Source organism: Mycobacterium bohemicum DSM 44277, from assembly GCF_001053185.1.
Taxonomy (GTDB): domain Bacteria; phylum Actinomycetota; class Actinomycetes; order Mycobacteriales; family Mycobacteriaceae; genus Mycobacterium; species Mycobacterium bohemicum.
Genome location: NZ_CSTD01000004.1, coordinates 48135 through 67332 on the forward strand (window position 1 = coordinate 48135; position 19198 = coordinate 67332).

General features: G+C 70.7%; 17 protein-coding genes and 4 pseudogenes. 6 read left to right on the forward strand and 15 right to left on the reverse strand.

Annotation, left to right across the window (positions count from 1 at the left end; all coding sequences use genetic code 11):
• Positions 1-8 precede the first annotated feature (8 nt).
• Both fadD12 and BN971_RS17430 read left to right on the forward strand, forming a co-directional pair.
• On the forward strand, positions 9-1610 hold the full coding sequence (fadD12, locus tag BN971_RS17425) for an acyl-CoA ligase FadD12 (protein ID WP_264028519.1): 1602 nt from the start codon (positions 9-11) through the stop codon (positions 1608-1610).
• Positions 1607-2896 carry an alpha/beta hydrolase gene (locus tag BN971_RS17430; protein ID WP_085179942.1) on the forward strand — a complete coding sequence of 430 codons (1290 nt, stop codon included), beginning with the start codon at positions 1607-1609 and terminating at the stop codon, positions 2894-2896. Before fadD12 ends, BN971_RS17430 begins: the two co-directional genes overlap by 4 nt.
• A gap of 4 nt (positions 2897-2900) precedes the next feature.
• Here BN971_RS17430 and BN971_RS17435 read toward each other — a convergent pair whose 3' ends face one another.
• From BN971_RS17435 to BN971_RS17480, 10 genes and pseudogenes are all read right to left on the reverse strand, one after another.
• A complete protein-coding gene (locus BN971_RS17435) occupies positions 2901-4328 on the reverse strand; it encodes a WS/DGAT/MGAT family O-acyltransferase (RefSeq protein ID WP_085179941.1) in 1428 nt (475 codons plus the stop codon).
• An 83-nt stretch (positions 4329-4411) separates the two neighbouring features.
• Positions 4412-5358: pseudogene (gene whiA, locus BN971_RS17440) on the reverse strand (DNA-binding protein WhiA).
• Positions 5355-6378: pseudogene (gene yvcK / locus BN971_RS17445) on the reverse strand (uridine diphosphate-N-acetylglucosamine-binding protein YvcK). The pseudogenes whiA and yvcK overlap by 4 nt, the downstream one beginning before the upstream one ends.
• Before the next feature lie 8 nt (positions 6379-6386).
• Positions 6387-7292: an RNase adapter RapZ gene (gene rapZ / locus BN971_RS17450; protein ID WP_085179939.1), complete on the reverse strand. Its 906-nt coding sequence runs from the start codon at positions 7290-7292 to the stop codon at positions 6387-6389.
• The gene (gene uvrC, locus BN971_RS17455; protein WP_085179938.1) at positions 7289-9271 is read right to left on the reverse strand and encodes an excinuclease ABC subunit UvrC; all 1983 of its coding nucleotides are present in this window, start codon (positions 9269-9271) and stop codon (positions 7289-7291) included. The genes rapZ and uvrC overlap by 4 nt, the downstream gene beginning before the upstream one ends.
• 37 nt (positions 9272-9308) lie before the next feature.
• Positions 9309-9620 (reverse strand): DUF732 domain-containing protein, encoded by a 312-nt coding sequence (locus BN971_RS17460; protein ID WP_139027130.1) that lies wholly within the window; start codon positions 9618-9620, stop codon positions 9309-9311.
• Between the two features lie 91 nt (positions 9621-9711).
• Complete coding sequence (locus tag BN971_RS17465; RefSeq protein WP_085179936.1) at positions 9712-10179, reverse strand: PH domain-containing protein; 468 nt, start codon at positions 10177-10179, stop codon at positions 9712-9714.
• Positions 10176-10658, reverse strand: a complete 483-nt coding sequence (gene ribH, locus BN971_RS17470; protein WP_085179935.1) for a 6,7-dimethyl-8-ribityllumazine synthase — start codon at positions 10656-10658, stop codon at positions 10176-10178. Before ribH ends, BN971_RS17465 begins: the two co-directional genes overlap by 4 nt.
• 73 nt (positions 10659-10731) lie before the next feature.
• A complete protein-coding gene (locus BN971_RS17475; RefSeq protein ID WP_085179934.1) occupies positions 10732-12009 on the reverse strand; it encodes a bifunctional 3,4-dihydroxy-2-butanone-4-phosphate synthase/GTP cyclohydrolase II in 1278 nt (425 codons plus the stop codon).
• A 112-nt stretch (positions 12010-12121) separates the two neighbouring features.
• Entirely contained in the window at positions 12122-12439 is a 318-nt protein-coding gene (locus BN971_RS17480; RefSeq protein WP_170322190.1) for a hypothetical protein, read from the reverse strand.
• A 170-nt stretch (positions 12440-12609) separates the two neighbouring features.
• Here BN971_RS17480 and BN971_RS17485 point away from each other — a divergent pair, with 170 nt between their 5' ends.
• On the forward strand, positions 12610-12885 hold the full coding sequence (locus tag BN971_RS17485) for a hypothetical protein (protein ID WP_245836588.1): 276 nt from the start codon (positions 12610-12612) through the stop codon (positions 12883-12885).
• 54 nt (positions 12886-12939) lie between these two features.
• On the opposite strand, the gene BN971_RS17490 is transcribed toward BN971_RS17485, so the two are convergent.
• Positions 12940-13542 carry a riboflavin synthase gene (locus BN971_RS17490; protein WP_085179932.1) on the reverse strand — a complete coding sequence of 201 codons (603 nt, stop codon included), beginning with the start codon at positions 13540-13542 and terminating at the stop codon, positions 12940-12942.
• 84 nt (positions 13543-13626) lie between these two features.
• On the opposite strand from BN971_RS17490, the gene BN971_RS17495 reads away from it, so the two are divergent.
• Together BN971_RS17495 and BN971_RS17500 are read left to right on the forward strand one after the other, a co-directional pair.
• Positions 13627-14340, forward strand: a complete 714-nt coding sequence (locus tag BN971_RS17495; RefSeq protein WP_085179931.1) for an LppX_LprAFG lipoprotein — start codon at positions 13627-13629, stop codon at positions 14338-14340.
• Complete coding sequence (locus BN971_RS17500) at positions 14340-16025, forward strand: MFS transporter (RefSeq protein ID WP_085179930.1); 1686 nt, start codon at positions 14340-14342, stop codon at positions 16023-16025. The genes BN971_RS17495 and BN971_RS17500 overlap by 1 nt, the downstream gene beginning before the upstream one ends.
• 3 nt (positions 16026-16028) lie before the next feature.
• Here BN971_RS17500 and ribD read toward each other — a convergent pair whose 3' ends face one another.
• From ribD to BN971_RS17520, 4 genes and pseudogenes are all read right to left on the reverse strand, one after another.
• The gene (ribD, locus tag BN971_RS17505) at positions 16029-17051 is read right to left on the reverse strand and encodes a bifunctional diaminohydroxyphosphoribosylaminopyrimidine deaminase/5-amino-6-(5-phosphoribosylamino)uracil reductase RibD (protein WP_085179929.1); all 1023 of its coding nucleotides are present in this window, start codon (positions 17049-17051) and stop codon (positions 16029-16031) included.
• Positions 17048-17746 carry a ribulose-phosphate 3-epimerase gene (gene rpe / locus BN971_RS17510; RefSeq protein WP_085180010.1) on the reverse strand — a complete coding sequence of 233 codons (699 nt, stop codon included), beginning with the start codon at positions 17744-17746 and terminating at the stop codon, positions 17048-17050. The genes ribD and rpe overlap by 4 nt, the downstream gene beginning before the upstream one ends.
• 10 nt (positions 17747-17756) lie before the next feature.
• Positions 17757-18083, reverse strand: a pseudogene (locus BN971_RS17515) (class I SAM-dependent methyltransferase); the annotation flags it as partial.
• Positions 18067-18699, reverse strand: a pseudogene (locus BN971_RS17520) (lysoplasmalogenase); the annotation flags it as partial. The pseudogenes BN971_RS17520 and BN971_RS17515, both read right to left, overlap by 17 nt.
• Between BN971_RS17520 and BN971_RS17525 the strand changes: the two are divergent.
• The coding region (locus BN971_RS17525; protein ID WP_139027148.1) for an alpha/beta hydrolase fold domain-containing protein at positions 18698-19198 on the forward strand (501 nt) is incomplete at its 3' end. The pseudogene BN971_RS17520 and the gene BN971_RS17525 overlap by 2 nt on opposite strands.

Below are 19198 nucleotides of genomic sequence, written 5' to 3' on the forward strand. Positions count from 1 at the left end.
TCGGCGTCCTGGGCATCATCCAGACGATGAGGCGCGCCGGCATCATCGCGCCGATGCGGCCCGACCGCTACCTGAAGATCGCCGCGGCCATGCGCCGGGAGGGCATGGGCATGACGGTGGGCTTCGCCGGCGCCGCGCAGCGCTGCCCGGATCGGGCCGCCCTGATCGACGAACTCGGCACGCTGACGTGGCGTCAGCTCGACGAGCGGATCAACGCGCTGGGCGCGGCGCTGCAGGAGCTGCCGACCGGCCGGCCGCAGGCGATCGGGATCATGTGCCGCAATCACCGGGGTTTCGTCGAGGCGGTGGTGGCCGCCAGCCGGATCGGCTCCGACGTGGTGCTGCTCAACACGTCGTTCGCCGGTCCGGCGCTGGCCGAGGTGGTCGGTCGCGAGGGCGTCGACACGGTCATCTACGACGAGGAGTTCACCGCGACGGTCGACCGCGCGCTGGCCGACAATGCGGCGGCCACCCGGATCGTGGCCTGGACCGACGGGCCGCGGGACGAACCGACGGTCGAGGGGCTGATCGCCGCGCACAGCGGCCGGCAACCGCGACGCACCGGCGGCAAGGGCAGGATGATCCTGCTCACCTCGGGCACCACCGGAAGTCCCAAGGGCGCCAACCAGTCCGGCGGCAACGCGGGAATCGGCACCCTCAAGGCGATCCTGGACCGCACGCCGTGGCGCACCGAGGAACCCGTCGTGATCGTGGCGCCGATGTTCCATGCGTGGGGCTTTTCGCAGTTGGTGTTCGCCGCGACGATGGCGTGCACGGTGATCACCCGGCGCAAGTTCGACCCGGAGGCGACGCTCGACCTCATCGACCGGCACGACGCGACCGGCCTCATCGTCGTCCCGGTGATGTTCGACCGCATCATGGAGCTGCCCGACGAGGTGCGAAAGCGCTACAGCGGCAAGTCATTACGGTTTGCCGCCGCATCGGGGTCGCGAATGCGGCCCGACGTGGTCACCGCGTTCATGGACGAGTTCGGCGACGTGATCTACAACAACTACAACGCCACCGAGGCCGGCATGATCGCCACCGCGACGCCGGCCGACCTGCGCGCGGCCCCCGACACCGCGGGCCGGGCGGCGGAGGGAACCGAAATCCGGATCCTGGACTCGGAATTGCACGAGGTGCCCACCGGCGAGGTCGGGACGATCTACGTCCGCAACGACACCCAGTTCGAGGGCTACACCTCCGGCGCCAGCAAGGACTTCCACGCCGGCTTCATGTCCTCCGGCGACGTCGGCTACCTCGACGCCAACGGGCGCCTGTTCGTCGTCGGACGCGACGACGAGATGATCGTCTCCGGCGGCGAGAACGTCTACCCCATCGAGGTCGAGAAGATCCTGACCGCGCACCCGGACGTGGCGGAGGCGGCGGTGATCGGCGTCGAAGACGAGCAATACGGCCAGCGGTTGGCCGCCTTCGTGGTGCCGGCCCCCGGCGCCTCGACCTCTCCCGACGACCTCAAGCAGCACGTGCGGGAAAACCTGGCCAACTACAAGGTGCCCCGCGAGATCGCGATCGTCGACGAACTCCCCCGCAGCAGCACCGGCAAGATCCTGCGCAACGAGCTGCAGTCCAGGGTCGCCGGCTCGTGAGGCTGGAAAGGCTCCGACGGCGGGTGCGCACGCCGAGACCGCTGACCCGCGGGGCGATCGAATTGCTGAACGCGGTCAACGGTTTACATCCCGTGAGCCGCAATCCCTACGTCTCGGTGCTGGTGTTCTGGTTCGGCTGGCCCACCTCGGAGGTGCCGGGGCTCTACGCCACCGCCTCGATGCTCGACGCCTTGCGCCGCGGCCGGCGCGGCGACTTCGCCGGCCGCAAGGGAAAGCTGGCGCTGGCCCTCACGGCGGCGTCCTGGCCGGTGCTGGCGATGATCCGCTACCGGGCGACGACCACCCCGGCCCCGGTGCTGGAGGCCGGACTGAGCCAAGGGCTCGGTCCCGACTACGCCGACGAGCTGGCCGAGCTGGCCGGCGGGCCGACCCGCGCCGGGCGGCGCAACCTGCCGCTGCGCACCACCGTGGCGAGGCGACGATTCGTCGACAAGCAGAACATCATCTCCTACGGGCCGCACGGGCGCGCCAACCTGGCCGACATCTGGCGCCGCAACGATCTGCCGCGCGACGGCAAGGCGCCGGTCCTGCTCCAGGTGCCCGGCGGCGCGTGGATGATCGGGTGGCGCCGTCCGCAGGCCTATCCCCTGATGGGCCATCTGGTTTCGCAGGGCTGGGTGTGCGTGTCGATGAACTACCGCGTCTCGCCGTGGCACACGTGGCCCGACCACATCGTCGACGTCAAGCGGGCGCTGGCCTGGGTCAAGGAGAACATCGCCGCCTACGGGGGCGATCCCGACTTCGTCGCGATCAGCGGCGGCTCCGCCGGCGGTCACCTCAGCGCGCTGGCCGCCCTGAGCCCCAACGATCCCAAGTTCCAGCCCGGCTTCGAAGCGGCCGACACGTCGGTGGTGGCCGCGGTCCCGTACTACGGCCGCTACGACTGGTACTCCACCGAGGCCGACGGCCGCGCCCAGTTCATCGAGGTGCTCGAAAGGCTGGTCGTCAAGCACAAATTCGACACGCACCGGCACATCTACCTCGACGCCTCACCGATCCGGTACGTGGGGCCCGACGCTCCGCCGTTCTTCGTCCTGCACGGCGCCGACGACTCGCTCATCCCGGTCGAAGAGGCGCGGGAGTTCGTCGAGGAGTTGCGCGCGGTGTCCAAGTCACCGGTGGCCTACGCCGAATTGCCTTACGCCCAGCACGCTTTCGACATCTTCGGCTCCCCCCGTGCGCACCGGTCCGCCGAGGCGGTGGCGCGCTTCCTGTCGTGGGTGTACGCGACCACCCGCCCGGCCGACGGGCGTCGCCGCGACTGAGTCATCAGCGCCGGGTGGTCCGGCGGCGCGACTTGGTCTTCTGCTGCAAAGCCGCGGCGGCCGTCTCGAGTTCGATCAGCGCCGGCTCGATGAGGTCGGCCATCTCATCGATGTCGTTGGCCACCTGCGGTGTGGTCACGAAGCCGAAATCCAGGTAGTCGGTGTAGGAGAAGCAGGTGATGTTCAGCGCCACGTCCATCACCGGCGGACCCAGCGGCACCAGCGAATCCAGTTTTGCGCCGGCCATGTACAGCGGGAACGGCGGGCCGGGCACGTTGGACACGACCAGGTTGATGGGCGCGAGGTTTCGCGACAGCCCGGTGGCGGTGTAGGCCCGCGCGGCCAGGTGCAGCAGGCCGGGCGGGGTGGTCTCGGTCAGGCCCATGATCTGGTGCGCCGACAGGGCCTTGGCCATCTCCTTGGCGCTCTGCGTGCTGGCGTGGATGGCCAGCAGCCGCTCGCCCGGGTCCTTGATGTCGGTGGCCAGGGACGCGGTCATCGAGCTGATCTGGTTGCCGACGTCGTCCTTGGTGTCGTCGCCGCGCGTGGAGACCGGGATCTGCGCGATGAGCGGCTTTTGCGGCAGCTCGTTGCGCTTCAGCAGGTATTCGCGCACGGCGCCGGCCACCATCGCCAGCACGACGTCGTTGAGCTTGACACCGAAGGCGTCCTTGACGGCCTTGGCCCGGGCCAACTCGACGCGGGAACCCGAGATCCGGCGGTGCGGGGTCACCGGGGCGTTGAACCGGGTCGCGGGCCCTTCGAAATAGTGCGGCGGCCTGCTGCGCACGCCCAGAGCGGCAATCTGCTGGCGCAGCGTCTGTTCCAGCAGGCGCGCGATGCGGAACGGGGTCATGACGCCGAGGTTGAACAGGGCGCCCAGCGCCCGTCGTTCCAGGCTCGGGAGCTTGGATCCGGCCAGCGACCCGACCATCTCCTGTTGGGCCGGCCGCGGTTCCGGCGTGACGTCGAGCAGGATTTCGCCCAGCCCCGCGCCGGAGACGCCGTCGACGATGGCGTGATGCATCTTCGTCAGCGTCGCGACCCGGCCGCCCTCGACCCCGTCGATGACCCACAGTTCCCACAGCGGCCGGGACCGGTCGAGCTTGTACGACATCAGCCGGCCCACCAGCTCCTCGAGTTCGCGGCGCCCGCCCGGCGCGGGAACGGCGATGTGCCGGATGTGGAAGTCGGGGTCGAGTTCCTCGTCCTCGACGAACCAGGGGCGGTCCAGCCCCAGCGGCGCCCCGGTGACCTTCCAGCGCAACTGCGGCAGCTCGGGCAACCGGTCGATGATCAGCTCGCGCAGGCGGGCGAAGCTGTACTCGGGCGCCTTGCGCGGATCGGCGATCGCCAACGCGCCCACGTGCATGTGCCAGCCGGACGTCTCCGCCGACCAGAACGCCGCATCAACACTGGAAAGCCGTTTCATGCCCTGACCGTAGCTGCCGATCAGGCATCTGCCAATCGCCTAACTCGCCCCCACCGCGCGCCGCCTCGCGGCGCGCATCGTCGTCAGGCGTCCTCCAACAGGTCTGGGGTTACCGCCGACTCCGTGTCCGGGATGCCCTCAACCTTCGCCTTGCGATCGGCCATCGACAGCAACCGCCGAATGCGGCCCGCCACAGCGTCTTTCGTCATCGGCGGGTCCGCGAGCCGGCCGAGTTCCTCCAGCGAGGCCTGCCGGTGCTCGACGCGCAGCTTGCCCGCCGAGGCCAGATGGTCGGGCACCGTGTCGCCGAGGATCTCCAGCGCCCGTTCCACGCGGGCGGCCGCCGCGACCGCGGCGCGCGCCGAGCGGCGCAGGTTGGCGTCGTCGAAGTTGGCCAGCCGGTTGGCCGTCGCGCGCACCTCGCGGCGCATCCGGCGCTCCTCCCACACCAGCCGGGTGTCCTGGGCTCCCATCCGGGTGAGCAGCGCCCCGATCGCCTCGCCATCGCGCACCACCACCCGATCGGCGCCGCGCACCTCGCGGGCCTTCGCGCTCACGCCGAGCCCTCCGGGCCGGGGCAGCTGACCTCCAGCGCCGAGGAACGGCCGGGCTCGGTCAGCGAGCCGTGGGCCAGAAACGCTCCGCGCCAGGCGGCTTCGGCGTCGGCGACGCTGCCGCCGACGACCTGGGCGGGCAGGCCCCGCACCGGGCGCCCCCGGTTGTCGAGCAGGCCGGTCTGGCGAGCCAGCGCCTCACCGTCGTTGGCGACCCGCAGCACGTAGCGGGTGCTCTTGCGAATCCCGCTGGCCGACAAGACATGCACGACGGCGTTGTAGCCATACAGCTCGAAGATGTCCTTGCGCAGCCGCCGCGCGATGTTGCCCAGGTCCACCTCGGCCTCGACGACCACCCGCCCCCCGACGATGTGCAGCCCGCCGGCGAACCGCAGCAGGGACGTCACCTCGGCGCGCCGTGCGCTGACCGACTTCACCACCAGACGGCTCAGTTCGTCCTTGACCTCGGTCGTCATCGCCACGCGCCGTCACCCCTTACTGTCACCGTCGACCCGGATCTCCGCAGTGGTGACGGGAGGCGCTCCCGCGCCCGTGGGGCCCGCCAGCACGCCGTCCAGGGCCGCCGCGAGCTTGCCCGGATCATGTAAAGGTGTACCAGGTCTGGCCACCTCGGCGAAGTGGACTTCGGCTTCGAGCAGGGTCGCGGTGCGGCGCAGCTGCTCGCGTTCCCGCTCACTGGGCACCCGTTCGGCGTCGATGATGATGTCGTGCACGGTGAAACCGGGTGCGTGCTGGGCCAGGACGTGCAGGTGACGCTCCACCGAGAAGCCGGCCGTCTCCCCCGGTTCGGCCACCAGGTTGAGCACCAGCGCCCGCCGGGCGGTGGTGGCCCGCAAGGCCGCGGCCAGCCCCGGCACCAGCACGTGCGGGATCACGCTGGTGAACCACGACCCGGGCCCGAGCACCACCAGGTCGGCGCCCATGATGGCGTCGACGGCCTGCCGGGTCGCCGGCGGATTGTCCGGCAGCAGCCGCACCCGTCGCACCTTGCCGGGGGTGGTCGCGATCGCGACCTGGCCGCGGATCAGCCGGAACATTCGCGGGTCGGCCTCCAGACCCGACACGTCGGCCTCGATCTCAAGCGCGATCGGGCACATCGGCAGCACGCGGCCCTTGACGCCGAGGATGCGTCCGAGTTCGTCGAGGGCCGCGACGGGGTCGGCGAGCACCTCCGAGAGGCCGGCGAGCATCAGGTTGCCGATCGGGTGCCCGGCCAGGGCGCCGTTGCCGCCGAACCGGTGCTGCAGGATGGTGGCCCACAGCCGGCCGTGCGGGCTGTCCGATGCCAACGCCGCCAACGCCATTCGCAAGTCGCCCGGCGGGACCACCCCGAGCTCGCCGCGCAGCCGGCCCGACGAGCCGCCGTCGTCGGCCACGGTCACCACGGCGGTGACGTGCGGCGTCAGCCGGCGCGCCGCCGACAGCGTCGCATAGAGCCCGTGCCCGCCGCCCAGCGCGACGATGCCGTGGTTGATCGATGCGGTCATTCGCGGCCCAGATCCCGGTGCAGCACCCGCACCCCCAGCCGGGCGTCGCCGCCAAGCAGCCCCATCAGCGCCTCGGCGATGGCGACGCTGCGATGCTTGCCGCCGGTGCAGCCCACGGCGATCGTCATGTAGCGCTTGCCTTCCCGCCGGTACCCGTCGACGACCAGGGCCAGCAGCCGGTGGTAGGCATCGAGGAATTCGGCGGCGCCCGGCTGGCTGAGCACGTAGTCCCGCACCGCGGGGTGCTGGCCGGTCAGCGGGCGCAACTCGTCCACCCAGTGCGGGTTGGGCAGGAACCGAACGTCCATCACCATGTCGGCGTCCATCGGCAGGCCGTACTTGAAGCCGAAGGACTCGACGGTGACGGCGGTGGACGCCCCGGTGTCGCCGCCGAACGCGCGCTCGATGCTTTCCCGCAAGCCGCGCACCGACAGCGTCGAGGTGTCGATGATCAGGTCGGCGGTGGCCCGCACCGGGGCCAGCATCTTGCGCTCGGCGGCGATGCCCTCGGCCAGGGTCTGCGCGCCCTGCAGCGGATGGCTGCGCCGGTTCTGCTCGTAGCGGCGCACCAGCATGTCGTCGGAGGCCTCCAGGAACACCACCCGCGGGCTGATGTTGCGGGTGGCCAGCTCGGTGCGGACCTCGTCGAGGTCGCCGGTGAAGCCGCGGGAACGAACGTCCATCACCACGGCCAACTGCGTGATCCGCGACCCGGCCGCCAGCCCGAAGTCCACCATCCGGGTGATCAGCTGGGGCGGGAGGTTGTCGGCGACGTACCAGCCGAGGTCCTCGAGCACCTTGGCCGCCGTCCCGCGCCCCGCGCCCGACAGACCGGTGACCAGCACGACGTCGATGTCGGGTGCGGCCGGGCGGCTCTCGACCACGTCACCCTGACCGGTCATTCCGTGACCCCCGTGCCCGCCGCGGTCTCGCTGGCCTCGGGTCGCAGCGCCTCCAGGACGGCCGCGGCCGTTGCCGCGCCGATTCCCGGAACGGCGGTGATCTGCTCGACGGTGGCCTCCTTGAGGCGGGCTATCGATCCGAAATGGGTCACCAGCGCCTTGCGCCGATGTTCTCCCAATCCTGGCACCGAATCCAGCACCGATGCGGTCATTCGCTTGGATCGCTTGCTGCGATGGTAGGCGATGGCGAACCGGTGCGCCTCGTCGCGGACGCGCTGCAGCAGGTAGAGGCCCTCGCTGTTGCGCGGCATGATGACCGGGTCCGGCTCGGACGGCACCCAAACCTCCTCGAGCCGCTTGGCCAGCCCGATCACCGCCACGTCGGTGACGCCGAGTTCCTCCAGGACCGCGCTGGCCGCGTTGACCTGCGGGGCGCCGCCGTCCACGACGTACAGATTGGGGGGGTAGGCGAACCGGCGGGACTTGCCTTCCGGGGAAAGCACATTCGGGGCGGTTCGGTCGCCGTGATCGCTGAGGTGCCGCAGGAACCGGCGGCGGGTCACCTCGGCGATGGAGGCGACGTCGTCCGAGCGCCCCTGGCCGGCGGCCTCCCGGATCGCGAAGTGGCGGTAGTCCGATTTGCGCGGCAGGCCGTCCTCGAAGACCACCAGCGATCCGACGACGTCGGTGCCCTGCACGTGGCTGACGTCGACGCATTCGATGCGCAGCGGGGCCTCCGACAACCCCAGGGCGTCCTGAATGCTCTGCAGCGCAGCCGATCTCGCGTTGAAATCACCGGCTCTTTTCAGCTTGTGTTGCTGCAGCGCCTCTTTCGCGTTGCGCTGCACGGTCTCGGCCAGCGCGCGCTTGTCACCGCGGCGCGGCACCCGCAGGGCCACCCTGGAGCCGCGCAGGCCCGACAGCCAGTCGGTGAGCTCGCCGGAGTTCGACGGCAGGCACGGCACCAATACCTCGCGCGGCACCGGGTTGGTGGATTCGTCGGGCGCCCGGTCGGTCTCGAAGCCCAGTTCGGCCTGCTCGCCGTAGAACTGGGTGAGGAACTGCTCCACCAGCCGTTCCTCGCCCGACTCCCCCGGGTCGCCGGACTTCTCGACGATCCAGCCGCGCTGCCCGCGCACCCGGCCGCCGCGGACGTGGAACACCTGCACCGCCGCCTCGAGTTCGTCGTCGGCGAAGGCGACCACGTCGGCGTCGGTGCCGTCGCCGAGCACCACGGCCTGCTTCTCCATCGCCCGCTTCAGCGCGCCCAGGTCGTCCCGCAGCCGGGCTGCCCGCTCGAAGTCGAGCTGCTGCGCCGCGGCGTTCATCTGCTGTTCGAGCTCGCGGGCGAACCGGTCGGTCTTGCCGGACAGGAAGTCGCAGAAGTCCTCGACGATCTGGCGATGCTGCTCGGCGCTCACCCGGCCGACGCAGGGCGCCGAGCACTTGTCGATGTAGCCGAGCAGGCAGGGGCGGTCGATCTGCTTGTGCCGCTTGAACACTCCGGCCGAGCAGGTGCGCGCCGGGAAGACCCGGGTCAACAGGTCCAGCGTCTCGCGGATGGCCCAGGCGTGCGAATACGGCCCGAAGTAGCGCACCCCCTTGCGCCGCGGCCCGCGGTAGACCATCAGCCGGGGGTATTCCTCGTTGAGGGTGACGGCCAGCACCGGGTAACTCTTGTCGTCGCGGTAGCGGACGTTGAACCGCGGGTCGAACTCCTTGATCCAGTTGTACTCGAGCTGCAGCGCCTCGACTTCGGTGTTGACCACCGTCCACTCGACCTTGGCGGCCGTGGTCACCATCTGCCGGGTCCGCGGGTGCAGGCCGGCGACGTCGGCGAAGTAGGACGTCAGTCGGCTGCGCAGGCTCTTGGCCTTACCGACGTAGATGACGCGGCCGTGCGAGTCCCGGAATCGGTACACGCCCGGCTCGACCGGGATGGACCCGGGCGCAGGGCGATACGTGGCGGGATCTGGCACCCATCCAGGCTAATAGGCCGCTACGACCCCGCGGCGCCTACCGACTGCCGGCCTGCCTGACCAGCGCGAGGTTCGACGGACAGTACGTCGCCGCCGATTGACTGACCGCGCTGGCCGCGTCGCGGAGGCTGAACCCGGTATCGTGCGAGATCTTGAGGGAGAGCCTGAAGATGTCGCCCGTGCTCTGGGCCTTGTCGAGTTCACCGCACACCACCTTGCCCTTGCGGGCGACGTAGTCGTCCACGGGAGCGGCGTGAGCCGCCGCCGGAGCGAGCACGGCGGCGACGGCGAGCAACGGCGTGGCGGCGCTGCGGGCTGCCCCGCCTCCCATGGCAGTGACCTTCCGCATCTCGTCACTCCATGTTCAGCCGGGCGTGGTTGAGCACTGACCCTAAGTGATGCCCCGGAGGCTGTCGACTCGAGCCGACGGCCCGTTGTGCTCAGCGCGTGCGCAGATCCGGCCGGTAGCGGGCCAGCAGCGAGCGCACCGTGTCCATGGCGTCCACGGCGCGGTCCCTGTCGACCGCCTGGATCGCCATCACCGGGATGTATTCGTCGTCCGGCAGGTCGATTCGCGCCCAGCGGCTACCGGCCGGAAACGACAGGCCCACGACGTCGGGCCACCGAACCAGCCTGTCGCCCAACAGGTTACGCACCGACAACCCGGCGGGCCCAACCCGCAGACGCGGCCGGGCGAACAGCAACACGGCCCCGGCGACGACGAGGCCCAGCACCGCGATCGCCACCTGGTCGGAGGTTCGGAAGTACACGCCGCTGGACTTGATCTTGAGCAGGAGGCCCACCGCTATGTGCGCCGCGGCGATCACGAACGCCGCCGTGTAGATGAACGCCTTGGAGCGGTGGGGACGCAGCTCGGCATCCCAGACCTCGCGGTCGGGCGGCCTCACGACCGGGCGCGCAGGTCGCGCAGGGTCAGCGCGGCGGTCAGCGCCGCCGCCGCGGCCTGCGCCCCTTTGTCCTCGGCCGACGTCGGAAGCCCCGCCCGGTCCAGCGCCTGTTCCTCGGTGTCGGTGGTCAGCACCCCGTTGGCGACCGGCGTCGAGGCGTCCAAGGCGACCCGGGTCAGACCCTGGGTCACCGCGTCGCACACATATTCGAAATGCGGTGTCGCACCGCGGATCACGACGCCCAGGGCGATGACCGCGTCGTTGCCGCGGGCGAGTTCCTGCGCCACGACCGGGATCTCGATGGCACCGAGCACGCGGACCACCGTCGGGCTCTCGATGCCCGAAGCCGCCGCCACCTTGCGGGCGCCCTCGAGCAGCGCCTCGCAGATCTCGCTGTGCCAGGTGCTGGCGACGATGCCCAGCCGCAGACCCGAGGCGTCCAGCGCCGGAATCTCCGGCACGCCGGCGGCAGGGCTCATTGGCGCCGTCCCCCGCAAGCGGGAGGTGCCCCCACCTCAGCATCACTGCGTTCTGCATCGTCGCCGGCGCGGCTCACAAAGCACCGCCGAATTCGCCCGGCAGATGGAACGATTCGTGCCAGTCGTCCAGCCCGGCCAGGTCATGGCCCATCTTGTCGCGCTTGGTCATCAGGTAGCGGATGTTCTCGGCGTTGGCCCGCACGGGAAGCGGGACCCGCTCGATGATGTGCAGCCCGTACCCGTCCAGGCCGACGCGCTTGGCCGGGTTGTTGGTCAGCAGCCGCATGGAACGTACGCCCAGGTCGACCAGGATCTGCGCTCCTATGCCGTAATCCCTTGCGTCGGCGGGCAATCCGAGTTTGAGGTTGGCGTCCACCGTGTCCTCGCCGGCGTCCTGCAGCTGGTAGGCCTGCAGCTTGTGCATCAGCCCGATGCCGCGGCCCTCGTGGCCCCGCATGTAGAGCACCACGCCGCGACCCTCGCGCGCCACCATCGCCATCGCGGCGTCCAGCTGGGGGCCGCAGTCGCAGCGGCGGGAGCCGAACACGTCGCCGGTCAGGCACTCGGAGTGCACGCGCACCAGGACGTCGTCGCCGTCGGCGTTGGGCCCCGCGATCTCGCCGCGCACCAGCGCCACGTGCTCGACGTCCTCGTAGATGCTGGAGTAGCCGATGGCGCGGAATTGCCCGTGCCGCGTCGGGATCCGTGCCTCGGCTATCCGCTCGATGTGCTTCTCGTGTTTGCGCCGCCACTCGATGAGGTCGGCGATGGTGATCAGCGCGAGGTCGTGCTCGTCGGCGAAGACCCGCAGCTCGTCGGTCTGGGCCATCGCGCCTTCGTCCTTCTGGCTGACGATCTCGCAGATCGCGCCGGCCGGTTGCAGGCCGGCCATCCGCGCCAGGTCGACGGCGGCCTCGGTGTGCCCCGGCCGGCGCAGTACGCCGCCGTCCTTGGCGCGCAACGGAACCACGTGCCCGGGACGGGTGAAATCGTCGGCCACCGAGGCGGGATCGGCCAGCAACCGCATGGTGGTGGCCCGGTCGGAAGCCGAAATCCCGGTGCCGACACCGAGCCTCGCGTCGACGGTGACGGTGTAGGCGGTGCCGTGCTTGTCCTGGTTCACCGCGTACATCGGCAGCAGGCCCAGCCGGTCGCAGATCGCGCCGTCCAGCGGGACGCACAGGTAGCCCGAGGTGTAGCGGACCATGAAGGCCACCAGCTCCGGCGTCGCCTTCTCGGCGGCGAAGATCAGGTCGCCTTCGTTCTCGCGTTCCTCGTCGTCGATGACGATGACGGCCTTGCCCGCCGCGATGTCGGCAACCGCCCTTTCGACGGAATCCAACCTCGTCATCTTCGGCTACCTCGCTGTCGGCACGGCCCACATGAGGAGCGCGTGTATTGCTCTCAGTATGAACCACCGCGCCGAAGCGATTATTGCCGCGGCTGATCCGTGCCGAAGCCCGTTATCGCCAACTCGCCGGCAAGTCCGTGAGGTGGTTCGGGCAGTAGTCCTGGACCGCCAGGGACATGACGTTTCGTGCGCTCTCGGCCGACAACTTGGCGCGCAAGACCATGAACGCGTATTCAGCCGGCTGGTACCCCTGGTCGCGGCCAGCCGGATCGTCCATCAGTTGGCAGGCCTGCTGCTCCTGCGCGGCGGTGTCGGCGCGGGCGGCGGGCGCGGGGAGCAGGAGGCCGGCCAGCATCAGTGCGCCTGCTGCGACGCCCGGGACGATCCCCACCGGTGATCCCTCCTCCCGCGTGCGCGCTGTCGTCGTCATGGTATCCGCGTCGAGCCTGCGGTGAAGGCGCCGAGCCTGAACACAGATCGGGATTCGACTGCCGGACGCGGCGTGTACGCAGTCTCGGCGCGCGGATGGCGGTCTCGAAGCGCTGACTCACGCGGTGAAAATCGCCCCGCAAGCGCCCCCAGCAATCTAACCTGAACGACATGAGAACCACGGTAAAACTGGCGCTACCGGCCGTGACCTTCGCGTTCGGGGTCGGACTCCTCTCGGGCATCGCCCACCCGCAAACGGCGAAGGCCGACGCCTGCGCCGACGTCGGCGGCCGCGTCGTGAGCGTCGGCGGCTGCACCGACCCGGCCCGCTGGGGGAACTGGGTTCTGCCCGCCGGGGCGATGACGGTCCCGCCGCCCGGCGCGCCGCCGCCCTGTTACACCCCGTCGGGCGAGCCGTATTGGACGCCACCGGGCGAACCCTGCTGACGGGCGGAGCCGGCACCTTCGGTGCGCCGAGCGGCGCGCCATCGGGACCCTAGCTCAGCTGGTCGCCATCAGCCGCTCGACGTACTTGGCGATCACGTCCACCTCGAGGTTCACCCGCGTCCCCACCGGGGCGCGCCCGAGGGTGGTCAGCTCCCGCGTGGTGGGGATTAGGGAGACCTCGAACCAGTCGCGGGGTTCGGCGCCGAGGTCGGAGACCGTCAGCGAAATCCCGTCCACGGTGATCGACCCCTTCTCGACGACGTAGCGGGCCACTGCCGCGGGGATCTCGATGCGCACGACCTCCCAGTGCTCGGACGGAGCGCGGGCCACCACCTCCCCGGTGCCGTCGACGTGCCCCTGAACGATGTGCCCCCCGAGCCGGCTGTTGACCGCCGCGGCGCGCTCCAGGTTCACGCGGCCGCCGATCTCCAACTGCCCCAGGTTTGACCGGTTCAGCGTCTCGGCCATCACGTCGGCGGTGAACTGGCCACCCGGCAGCAGCTCGGCGACCGTCAGGCACACCCCGTTGACGGCGATCGAATCGCCGTGGCCGGCGTCGGCCGTCACGACGGGCCCGCGAATGGTCAGGCGCGCGGCGTCGGCGAGGACGTCCCGGCCGGTGACCTCACCGAGTTCCTCGACAATTCCGGTGAACATTGCACCAGGTTAATGGGCCCAGGCGCGGCCGGGCGCCAACCAGGTTCCCGGGGCCGCTCACCCGGCTCCTCTACGATGCTGGGTATGCAGACCCGCCGCCGACTATCGGCCGTCCTCGCCGCCGCGTGCCTTGCCACCGCCGTGATCGCCGGCTGCTCGTTCAGCTCCTCGGGTGCCGGCGGGCCGCTACCGGACGCCACGACGTTGGTGAAGCAGTCCGCCGACACGACCAAGAACCTCAAGAGCGCCCACCTGGTCCTGACGGTGACCGGCAAGATCCCGGGTCTTCCCGTCAAGAATCTGACCGGCGACCTCACCACGTCGCCGGCGACCGCCGCAAAGGGCAACGCCCAGCTCACCTACCTCGGGCAGGACATCAGCGCCGACTTCATCGTCGTCGGCGGTGACCTCTACACGAACGCGCTCAACCCGGGCGACCCGACGATGACCGACGTCGGCCCCGCCTCCCAGGTCTACGACCCCTCGGCTCTGCTGAACCCCGACACCGGGGTGGCCAACGTGCTGGCGAACTTCAGCGACGCCAAGGCCGAGGGCCGCGACCAGGTCAGCGGCCAGACCACCGTCCGCATCAGCGGGAACGTCTCGGCCGACGCCGTCAACAAGATCGCGTCCCCGTTCAAGGCGACCAAGCCGGTCCCCGCCACGGCGTGGATCGTCGAGGGCGGTGACCACCAACTGGCCCAGATCAGCCTGCAGTACAGCCCGGGCAACAGCGTGCAGATGACCTTGTCGAACTGGGGCCAGCCGGTGCAGGTCTCCAAGCCCGCGGCCAGCTGATGAGCCGGCTGGCAGGGCGCCGAGTCGCGATCGGGGCGGGCAGCCTGGCGGTGCTGCTGGGCGCCCTCGACGCCTACGTCGTGGTGACGATCATGCGCGACATCATGCACGACGTAGGCATCCCCATTAACCAGCTGCAGCGGATCACCCCGATCGTCACGATGTACCTGCTCGGCTACATCGCGGCCATGCCCCTGCTGGGCAAGGCCTCCGACCGCTTCGGGCGCAAGCGACTGCTGCAGGTCAGCCTGGCGACGTTCATGCTCGGCTCGGTGATCACCGCGCTCGCGGTGCAGATCGGCAACTTCGACGTGGCCAACGTCAACATGCAGATCATGGGGCACCCGCTGCGGGACCTGGTGATCCTGGGCTACCCGATCCAGAACTTCCACCTGCAGAGCCTGCAGGTGCTGGTCGTCGGCCGCACCATCCAAGGCGTCGCCAGCGGCGCGCTTCTGCCGGTCACCCTGGCGCTGGGCGCCGACCTGTGGGCGCAGCGCAACCGCGCGGCCGTGCTCGGCGGCATCGGCGCCGCCCAGGAGCTGGGCAGCGTGCTGGGCCCGCTGTACGGGATCTTCATCGTCTTCCTGTTCCGCGACTGGCGCGACGTGTTCTGGATCAACGTGCCGCTGACGCTGGTCGCGATGGCGCTGATCCAGATCAGCCTGCCGTCGCACGACCGCAGCGAGGCGCCGGAGAAGATCGACCTGGTCGGCGGCGTGCTGCTGGCGATCACCCTCGGTCTGGCCGTCATCGGGTTGTACAACCCGAACCCGAACGGCCAGCAGGCGCTGCCCGACTACGGGTTGCCGCTGGTGATCGGGGCGGTCGTGGTGGGGGTGCTGTTCCTGTTGTGGGAGCGGTTCTCGCGCACGCGACTGATCGACCCGCGCGGCGTGCAGTTCCGGCCGTTCCTGGCCGCGATGGGCGCCTCCTTCGCCGCCGGCGCGGCGTTGATGGTGACGCTGGTGGACGTGGAGCTGTTCGGTCAGGGCGTGCTCGGCCTGGACCAGAACAAGGCCGCCGGGATGCTGACGTCGTTCCTGATCGCGCTGCCGATCGGGGCGCTGCTGGGAGGTTTCATCGCCACCCGGGTCGGCGACCGGGCGGTGGCCCTGGTCGGGCTGCTCATCGCCGCCGGGGGCTACCTGCTGATTTCGCACTGGCCGGCCGACCTGCCCCACTACCGGCACAGCTTCTTCGGCTTGTTCAGCGTGCCCGCGATGAACAACGACCTGATGATCGGTGGCGTCGCCGTCAACAACGACCTGCTGATCGCGGGCCTGGGCCTGGGGCTGGTGATCGGGCCGCTGACCTCGGCCGCGCTGCGCGTGGTCCCCTCGGCCGAGCACGGCATCGCCTCGGCGGCGGTGGTGGTGTCCCGGATGACGGGCATGCTCATCGGCGTGGCGTCGCTCAGCGCGTGGGGCCTGTACCGCTTCTACCAGATCCTCAACCACAAAAACGCCGCGATCCCGGGCGACGTCAGCAGGGCGGACCGGATCCGGGCGCAGGCGGAAAACGTCATCCCGTCCTTCGCGGCCATGTATGGCGAGATCTTCACGATCACCGCCGGCGTGTGCGTGGTGGGGGCGCTGCTGGGCCTGTTGATCAGCGGGCGCACCGAACACGCCGAGGAGCCGGAAGTCACCGAGCGGGAGCCGGCCGTCGCGCCGGCGCCCTGAGCGTTATCGCGGCACCAGGCTGATCAGCAGGTCGGGGCCCGTCCGGTCGACGCCATCGAACTGCCAGCGCAACGCCCGGGCGATGGTCGGCACCCCGACGTCGTCGACGGCGGTGTTGGGGCCGCCCACGAGCATCGGCGCGACGTAGGCCAGGATGCGGTTGATCGCCCCGGCGCGCAGGAAGGCGCCGGCGAGCGTCGGGCCGCCCTCCAGCAGCACGTCGGTGCGATCCGCCAGCGCCCTCATGACCTCCAGGGGATCGTGGGTGCGGATCACCATGGTCCGCGAGTCGTCGTTGAGAACCTTGGCGTCGGAGGGGATTTCGCGCATTCCGACCACCACGCGCAGCGGCTGGCGGGCGGCCAGCGAGCCGTCGGGCAGCCGCGCGGTCAGCGCCGGGTCGTCGGCCAGCACCGTGCCCGTGCCGACCATGATCGCGTCGGCGATGGCCCGGCGCCGGTGCAGGTCGGTCCGGGAGGCCTCGCTGGAGATCCACTGGCTGGAACCGTCGGCGGCCGCGCTGCGGCCGTCGATGCTGCTGGCGTACTTCCAGGTGACGTGGGGCAGCCCGGTCCGCTGCTTGTGCAACCATTCCCGCAGCGGCCCGGCGGCCACCTGGTCGGCCAGCACGCCGGAGTGCACCTGCAGCCCGGCCGCCTGGAGCCGGCCCGCGCCGCCGCTGGCGACGGCGTTCGGGTCGGGCACGGCGTAGATCACCGTGCCGACCCTGGCTTCGATGAGGGCGTTCACGCACGGCGGGGTCTTGCCGTAGTGGTTGCACGGCTCGAGGGTGACCACGGCGATGCCGCCGGCCGCCAGACCGCCGGCCCGGCGCAGCGCCAGCACCTCGGCGTGCTCGCCGCCGGCCGGTTCGGTGGCGCCGACGCCGACGACCTGCCCCTCGGGGTTCAGGATCACCGCCCCGACGGGCGGGTTGGGGTAGGTGGTGCCCTTGACCCGGTAGGACTGCTCGATGGCCAGCCGCATCGCGGCGTCGAGGCTGTTGACCGACTGGGGCTGGTTCATGAGCGCAGGTGGGGCGAGACGGCGGCGGCCTGTCGCCGCAGCGCCTCCACCGCGGCCCGCGGATCCTGGGCGCCGTACACCGCCGACCCCGCGACGAAGCAGTCGACGCCGGCTTCGGCGGCCTGCTCGATGGTGTCCTCGTTGATGCCGCCGTCGATCTCCACCAGGATCGTCAGCTCCCCGGCGTCGATCAGCTTGCGTGCGGTGCGGACCTTGCTCAGGACGTCGGGGATGAAGCTCTGGCCGCCGAAGCCCGGCTCGACCGACATGATCAGCAGGGTGTCGAAGTGCGGCAGGATCTCCAGGTACGGCTCGAGCGGGGTCTTCGGTTTCACGCTGATCCCGGCCCTGGCGCCCGCCGCGCGGATGTCGCGGGCCACGCCCACCGGGTTGGCGGTGGCCTCGGCGTGGAAGGTGACGTTGTAGGCGCCCGCCTCCGCGTACGGCGGGGCCCACCGGTCGGGGTTCTCGATCATCAGGTGGCAGTCCATCGGGATGTCGGTGGTGGCCAGCAGGGCCTCCACCACCGGCAGGCCGATCGTCAGGTTGGGGACGAAGTGGTTGTCCATCACGTCGACGTGCAGCCAGTCGGCGCCGGTCACGGCGGCGGCCTCGTCGGCGAGCCGGGCGAAATCAGCGGACAGGATCGACGGCGCGATCAAGGGTCCCGCCGGGGATTTCGTGGGGCGAGGCATGTGCGCCACATTACTGAGCCACGCGGCGCAGCGCGGCGGCGAACATCGCGTCGGTGCCGTGCCGGTGCGGCCACAGCTGCACGTAGGGCCCGTCCCCCAGGCCGGCCGGGTCCCGATCCACGGGCTCGAAGAGGGGCCGGGCGTCCAACGCGCACACCGGATGACGGCGCAGCGCGTCGGCGACCACCCCGACCGTTTCGGCGAGGTGCGGCGAGCACGTCGCGTACAGCACCACTCCCCCGGGCCGCGTCAGCGCGATCGCCGCGCCCAGGAGTTCGCGCTGCAGCTTGGTCAGCGCGGGCACGTCGGCGGGCTGCCGCCGCCAACGCGTCGTTGGCCAGGATGAACCGGCCGATGGCGATCATCGCGTCGGACATCGCGAAACACAGCGCGCCCACCGCGGTCCAGATCGTGGGCAGCCGCGCCAACTGTGCCGCGCACACCATCACGGTCAGCACCAGGATGTAGAACGTCACCGGAATCGTCAGCCGGTCCCGGCTCAGGTGCGGCCAGAACCACGCCAGCAGGCACAGGACGGCCAGGCCCACCAGCACCACCACGGCGACGCGCGGGCCCGACGGCCGCATCCGGGGGATGAGCGGCAGCAACGCGGCCAGGAAACACAAGTGGGCCAACAGGAATGCCGCCAGGCCGAGGCCGAACGACAGCGTCCACCACGGGATCGCCAGCAACCAGTCGCCGGCCGCCGACAACAGGAACGCCGGCATCAGCCACCGGCGCTCGCGGACGAACGGGTGTGCGGCCGCCGCGACCGCCAACAGCACCGCCATCGACGCCTTCAACGGCGGCTGCAGGATCCAGTGTCCGGTCAGCTCGACCCCCGGCGGGGAGCGCAGCGCGAGCACGGTGAGGTAGACGCCGTAACCCAGTCCCGCCCAGCCGGCCAACACCCAGGCGCCCGCCACCACGCGCGGTGCGTACGGTACCTCCATGCCCAGCTTGGACAACACAGCCGACGAGAAACCCGCGATCGACGCCATTCTGCTGAAGGTACTGGATGCGGTTCCCTTCCGGCTATCAACCGACGATGGTGTCGACGCGGCCCGCCAGCGGTTCCGCGACCTGCCCCGCCGGCCGGTGCACCCCGAGTTGCGCGTCGAGGACCGGACCATTCCCGGTCCGGCCGGGCCCGTCGCCGTCCGGATCTATTGGCCGCCAGCGCATGACGGCCCGGCCAGCCCGGTGGTGCTGTTCTTCCACGGCGGCGGCTTCGTCGTCGGCGACCTCGACACGCACGACGGCACCGCGCGCCAGCACGCCGCCGCCGCCGGCGCGGTCGTGGTCTCCGTCGACTACCGGCTGGCGCCCGAGCACCCCTACCCCGCGGCGATCGAAGACGCTTGGGCCGCAACGAACTGGGTGGCCCAGCACGGCGACGAGATCGGTGCGGACGCGGGCCGGCTCGCCGTCGCCGGCGACTCGGCCGGCGGG